At 71.6% G+C, this 5,627-nt stretch carries 6 protein-coding genes; 3 read left to right on the top strand and 3 right to left on the bottom strand.

Annotated elements, in window-relative coordinates; genetic code table 11:
• A partial coding sequence (locus tag AB1609_14505) for a hypothetical protein (GenBank protein MEW6047670.1) occupies positions 1-405 on the bottom strand: 405 nt, incomplete at its 3' end.
• The gene (locus AB1609_14500; GenBank protein ID MEW6047669.1) at positions 402-1,475 is read right to left on the bottom strand and encodes a diacylglycerol kinase family protein; all 1,074 of its coding nucleotides are present in this window, start codon (positions 1,473-1,475) and stop codon (positions 402-404) included. The genes AB1609_14500 and AB1609_14505, both read right to left, overlap by 4 nt.
• A 277-nt stretch (positions 1,476-1,752) precedes the next feature.
• On the opposite strand from AB1609_14500, the gene AB1609_14495 reads away from it, so the two are divergent.
• From AB1609_14495 to lpdA, 3 genes are all read left to right on the top strand, one after another.
• A complete protein-coding gene (locus AB1609_14495) occupies positions 1,753-2,721 on the top strand; it encodes a trypsin-like peptidase domain-containing protein (protein ID MEW6047668.1) in 969 nt (322 codons plus the stop codon).
• Complete coding sequence (locus AB1609_14490) at positions 2,718-3,299, top strand: cob(I)yrinic acid a,c-diamide adenosyltransferase (GenBank protein MEW6047667.1); 582 nt, start codon at positions 2,718-2,720, stop codon at positions 3,297-3,299. The genes AB1609_14495 and AB1609_14490 overlap by 4 nt, the downstream gene beginning before the upstream one ends.
• Before the next feature lie 104 nt (positions 3,300-3,403).
• Positions 3,404-4,873 (top strand): dihydrolipoyl dehydrogenase, encoded by a 1,470-nt coding sequence (lpdA, locus tag AB1609_14485; GenBank protein ID MEW6047666.1) that lies wholly within the window; start codon positions 3,404-3,406, stop codon positions 4,871-4,873.
• Between the two features lie 69 nt (positions 4,874-4,942).
• On the opposite strand, the gene AB1609_14480 is transcribed toward lpdA, so the two are convergent.
• Positions 4,943-5,401, bottom strand: coding sequence for a DUF2203 domain-containing protein (locus AB1609_14480; protein ID MEW6047665.1), 459 nt, complete (start codon positions 5,399-5,401; stop codon positions 4,943-4,945).
• Positions 5,402-5,627 lie beyond the last annotated feature (226 nt).

The raw sequence follows: 5,627 nt of genomic DNA, 5'->3' as shown, positions 1-5,627 counted from the left end.
GGCGCGACCGGCAGGACGGGCGGGCGGGGCGCCTCGCCGGCCGGCGGGAGCGCGGGGCCGCAGGCGTGAGGTGCCGGGCCACGAAAGGCCAAGGCGTCTCTGGAGAACGCCGGGCGTGGCTCTGAAGGGCCCGAGCGCCAGTTGCGTCCGCACCCGGCCCGCAAGGGTGAGCGGGGTACGGCCTTGCCCGCCCAGGAGGCTGCCCCGCAGGCAAGCTCGCAGGGTGGCATGCAGCGGAAGATAGCTCACCCGGGCGAGCGCGAGCAGGTAGCCGCGCCCCGTGATGTGCGCCTTCCACCGGAGGGTGACCCGCACGGGGGCGAGACACATCCCCACCTGAACGATGAGGCCGAGCAGGATGGCGCCGATCAGCCAGTTCGAGGCGACCTCAGGCCCTTCTCTCAAGCCGTCCCGGCCCGGCGCGAACCATCCTGCAGCCGGCCGTCCTGTCTGACCGGGCTCTCGCCCACCGTACCCGCATCCAGTCCCTGCGGCGGGCGGTCCTCGCCGGCCGGCTCGCCGGCGGCCGCCAGGCTCGGGGTGCCGAGGTGTGACGGCTCGGGCACCTCGGGTGCTGCAAACCCGATCACCCTGAGGGCCATGGGGATGAGCTGGATCGTGGTGGGAGAGGTGGCCACGATCTCCCCGTCGGCCTGGACGGTGAGCGGGCGTTCGGCCTCGACGCGCACCTCCTGCGCGTCGTACACCTCCACCAGAGGGTTGTGCAGGTGGCGTCCCGAGTAAACCTGGGGAAGCGTTCGCAGGACGCCCGCGCGGGACAGGTCGCCGGCCACGACCACCCGGAACTTGCCGTCGTTCATCCGCGCGCCGGGGCAGATCATCATCCCGCCCCCGTAGTGTGCGCCGTTGCCCACCGCCACCAGGAGGATCCGCCGCTCAATGAGCTTGCCGTCCAGGTAAAGGCGAACCGCGGCGTTCTTGTACAGCGCCAGCTGGGCCAGCGCGCAAATCACGTACGTCAGGGTGCCCGGCACGTACTTCGGTATCCGGTTGGCCAGCGCCGCGACCTCCGCGTCAAAGCCGACGCCCGCCACGTTCGCGAAGTAGTGGCCGTTGACGCTCCCGACGTCAACCGGCGAGGCAACGCCACTTGCCAGCACCGTGGCGAGCGCCCCCGCGTCGGTGGGAACGCCCAGGTTTCGCGAGAAGTCATTGCCCGATCCTGCCGGCACGACGCCGAAAGCGACGCGCTGGCGCAGCTCCGGCTTGAGGCCCATGAGCCCGTTGATGGCCTCGTGAACCGTTCCGTCGCCGCCGACCGCCACGACCCGCTCGTATCCCTCGAGGCCGGCCCGCTCGGCCAGCTCCCGGGCGTGGCCGGGGCCCTGCGTGGTCCAGACGACGGAGCGCAGGCTCGCCACCCTGTCCAGGACCGCCTGGAGCCGGTTGAAGATGCGCAAGCTGCGGCCATGGCCGGCCACCGGGTTGACGATGAACAGAAGCTCAGTTTTCATGTGCTTCTCTGCTCCCATCCTGGTCCGCGCACTAAAGCATGCCCGTGTCGAAGCGCGTTCACGAATCCCGCGGGCCTTGCTGCAAACGTCCCGGGAGTTCACCAAAGCTCCGGATACTTCCTGGTCGGGCTTCTCGGGGCCGGGTCAATTGACCTCGAGCGCAGCGCCCATTATAATGCCGCCGAAAGGTCAAATAAGGTCAAACGGCTGGGCCGGGTGCTCAGCCGCCTGGCAGGCGGCTGGACGGCTGCCCCGGTCCCGAGGAGGCGGATATACCATGGCAGAGGACAACGTGATGGACGCCTTTTCCCGGGCGGTCACCCGCGCCGTCAAGGCGGCCGGCCCGGCAGTCGTGCGGATTTCGACGCGCAGCGAGGCTGTGCCGTTTTACGGGATCTGGCCTTCCCGCCGGGAGGGCATCGGCTCGGGCGTCATCCTGGATCCGTCGGGGCTTGCCGTGACCAACTACCACGTGGTGGCGGGCGCGGCGCGGCTGTTTGCCACGCTGCAGGACGGGCGGACGATTGAAGCCAGGGTGCTGGGGGAGGACCCCGCACACGACCTGGCGCTGCTGCGGCTGTCGGGAAGCGGCCTGCCCTCCGCCGCGCTCGGCGACTCGGAGGCGCTGGAGGTGGGGCAGCTCGTCATCGCCATCGGCAACCCGCTGGGCCTCGAGGCGACGGTGACGGCTGGCGTGGTGAGCGCCACCGGGCGCACGCTGCGAACGCCAAACGGCGTCATGGAGAACCTCATCCAGACCGACGCCTCCATCAACCCGGGCAACTCGGGCGGCCCCCTGGTGGACGCACAGGGCCGGGTGGTCGGCATCAACACCGCCGTCATCATGGGGGCTCAGGGTATCGGGTTCGCCGTCCCGGCGGCCGCGGTCCGCGACCTGCTGGCGCGCTACGGCCGCACGGGCCAGGTGAGCGCGGGCTGGCTCGGCATCCAGGCGGTCAGCCAGTGGGTGGAGCTGCCGGCCGGCAAGGACGGGGCAGGCGGGCGCCTGGGCGTGCTGGTGCTGCAGGTCGTGCCCGGAAGCCCTGCGGAGCGCGCCGGGCTTGCGCCGATGGACGTGATCCTGGCCGTTGACGGCGAGCCGGTGGAGGGCTACGAGAGCCTGCGGCGCCGCCTGGCCCGCCGGTCGCCCGGCGAGCGGCTTCAGCTTCAGGTGCAGCGCGGCGACCGCACCCTGACCGTCGCCATGGTGCTGGGCCGGTACGGCCAGGTGGCGCGGGGGCGATGAGCGAGCGGCGGCGCGTTTACACGCGCACGGGCGATTCCGGTGAGACGGGGCTTCTGGGCCCCGGCCGGGTCCGCAAGGACCACCCCCGCATCGAAGCGTGTGGTGCCGTCGACGAGCTGAACGCGTGGCTGGGGCTGGCACGAGCCCGCTGTCAGGGCGTGCCGGCCCTGGCCGCGCTGTCGGCGCTGCTGGAGGCGCTCCAGCGGAGGCTGTTCGAACTGGGCGCCGAACTGGCCGTCGAGCCGGGCCAGGCCCACCCTGCGCCGGTTCCCCGCATTGAAGCCAGCACCATCGCGTGGCTGGAGCACGAGATCGACCGGCTCGACGGCGAACTTCCGCCGCTCGTGCACTTCGTGCTGCCCGCGGGAACCGAAGCCGCCGCCACGCTGCATGCCGCTCGCACCGTCGCCCGCCGCGCCGAACGCCGCGTGGTGGCGCTGGCGGCCGCAGAGCCGGTGCGGCCCGAGGCCATCGCCTTTCTCAACCGCCTCTCGGACCTGCTCTTCGTCATGGCCCGGGCGGCCAACCGCCGTGAGGGCACCGAAGACGTGCCCTGGAAGCCCGGCCCTACCGCGTGAGCGTGCGCTGGAAGCGGCAGGAACGGCGGCAGGCGGCAAGAATTGTGGCGTGGCCGTCCGGGCACCTGCGCGACCTGCGCGGGCAGTAGGAGGTGCGGCAGCACATGGAGGACCGCCAGGGCAGCGTTTCTGAACAGCGGCAGGCGTTGGACCTCGTCATCATCGGGGCGGGGCCCGGCGGGTACGTGGCGGCCATCCGCGCCGCCCAGCTGGGGCTTCGGGTGGCGCTGGTGGAGAAGGGCCGGCTGGGGGGCCTGTGCCTCAACCGCGGCTGCATCCCCACCAAGGCCATGGTCAAGAGCGCGGAGGCGCTGGCCCTGGCAAAGAAGGCGGACCGGTTCGGCGTCGAGGTGGGGGAGGTCCGCCTCAACTTCGAGCAGGTGGTGCGCCGCCGCCAGGAGGTCGTGGACACCCTGGTGCGCGGCGTCGAGCAGCTCATGCGCGCCAACAAGGTGCAGGTCGTCGCCGGAGAAGGCCGGCTGCGGCCGGACGGGATCGTGGAGGTGGCGCCGGGCGCTGCAGGCGGCAGGCCGGTGGAGCTTTCGGCCCGCCGGGTGATCCTGGCGACCGGGTCGCAGGCCGTGCGGCTCCCCGTCCCGGGCAGCGACCTCCCGGGCGTTGTCGACAGCGACGGCCTGCTGGCCATGGAGACGCTGCCTTCCAGCCTGGTGGTCATCGGGGGCGGCATCGTCGGGTCGGAGTTCGCCAGCATCTTCCGGGCGTTCGGCGTGCAGGTCACGGTCGTAGAACTGCTGCCGGCGATTCTGCCCGTGGCCGACGCGGAGATATCCCGCAGGCTGGCGATGAACTTCCGGCGGGCGGGCATCGCGGTTCACACGGGCGCGCGGGTAGAGGCCATCGAGGCGGCGGGCCCGGAAGGGCCGTTCGGCCCGCTGAAGCGGGTGCGCTTCACCGACAGCGCAAACCAGGTCTCGTACGCCGAGGGGGAAGTGGTGCTCGTCGCGGTGGGGCGGCGGGCGGCGTTCTCGGGTTTCCAGCCGGACCAACTGGGCATCGAGGCCACCCGGGGCAGCATCAAGGTGGACGCCTACATGCAGACGACCCGGCCGGGCATCTACGCCGTCGGTGACCTGAACGGGCTCTCGCTCCTCGCGCACGCGGCCTCGGCGCAGGGGCTCATTGCCGCGGAGCACGCGGCCGGGCGGCCGGTGCGTCCGTGGGGCACCTCGCCCGTGCCGGCGGCGGTCTTCACGCTGCCGGAGGTGGCATGGGTGGGGATGACGGAGCAACAGGCTCAGGCGGCGGGAATCGCTGTGAAGGTCGGGCGGTTCTCATACGGCGCCCTGGGCCGCGCCCACGTCGAGATGGAGCCCGAGGGCGCCGTCAAAATCCTGGTGCGGGCAGAGCCCCCGGACGAGGGCGAAGTGGTGGGGCTCCACATCATCGGCCGGGGCGCTGTCGAACTGGTGCACGAAGGCGTGCTGGCCATGCGCTTCGGGGCGACGGCGGGCGAGCTGGCCGAGGCCATCCACGCTCACCCGACGCTGTCCGAGGCCGTCGCCGAGGCGGCTTGTGCGGCCGTGGGCCATCCCGTCCACATGGCGCGGGCATGACGCCAGGGCGCAGCGCGGCCCCTCGCTGCGGGCGAGGCCCCGGGGGACCGATCAGGCTGCTCGCGCGGGTCAGGGGGACGGCCTGGGCTTGCGGGAGCGGAGCGACCTCTTGAGCACGTCCGAGGGGATGCGCCGGCGGCCCGCGTACCCGTCCGACGGGCCGTGGTAGTACTGCACGGAACTCTCACCGAGCTTCCAGCAAAACAGCACGTCCTGCCCGAACAGGCGGGCCGGGAAGTCTACCAGCCCCACCTCGAGGTGCTTGATCTGGCAGCCGTATGAGTGCACCTCTTCGATGAGGCTCTTCATGCGGTCCACGGCCTGCTCCAATCGGCGGCTCGCCTGCTCGTGGTCCACGGCCATGATCCAGGCGCCCTCGGGGCCGCGGCCCACGGCCTCGCACAGCTGCACTTCACGGTGAGCGGCCTTGCTCTCCCGGTACAGCCTCTGAAGTTCGGTCATGGCTTCGGTCAGGTAGGGCAGCATCGCATTGGCTTCTGCTACCGTGAACAGCCGCCGCGCCGCCACCGGGACATCGCGCTCCTCTCACCGACATTGTACGGTGCCAAAGCGACGCCCAACAAGAGAACCACGCCCGCTGCCCCCCACCAGGGCAGGAAGCGCCCGCCAGGGGCGGAACCCTTCCACCATGCGAACCATGGTGCGTTTTTCCTGCCGGGGCCTCTCTCTTCTGGTGGCCCTCGCCCTGGCAGGCGCGGGCCTCGCAGCCTCCGCGGGATGGAAAGCCAGGGCA

The organism is Bacillota bacterium (genome assembly GCA_040754675.1).
Taxonomy (GTDB): Bacteria; Bacillota; Limnochordia; order Limnochordales; family Geochordaceae; genus Geochorda.
This window is presented reverse-complemented; position numbering and strand designations above follow the sequence as displayed.

Bases quoted from the DNA above. Each gene is read 5' to 3' on its own strand.
- AB1609_14500 (MEW6047669.1), bottom strand. From the start codon at position 1,475: ATGAAAACTGAGCTTCTGTTCATCGTCAACCCGGTGGCCGGCCATGGC.
- AB1609_14495 (MEW6047668.1), top strand. From the start codon at position 1,753: ATGGCAGAGGACAACGTGATGGACGCCTTTTCCCGGGCGGTCACCCGC.
- AB1609_14490 (MEW6047667.1), top strand. From the start codon at position 2,718: ATGAGCGAGCGGCGGCGCGTTTACACGCGCACGGGCGATTCCGGTGAG.
- lpdA (MEW6047666.1), top strand. From the start codon at position 3,404: ATGGAGGACCGCCAGGGCAGCGTTTCTGAACAGCGGCAGGCGTTGGAC.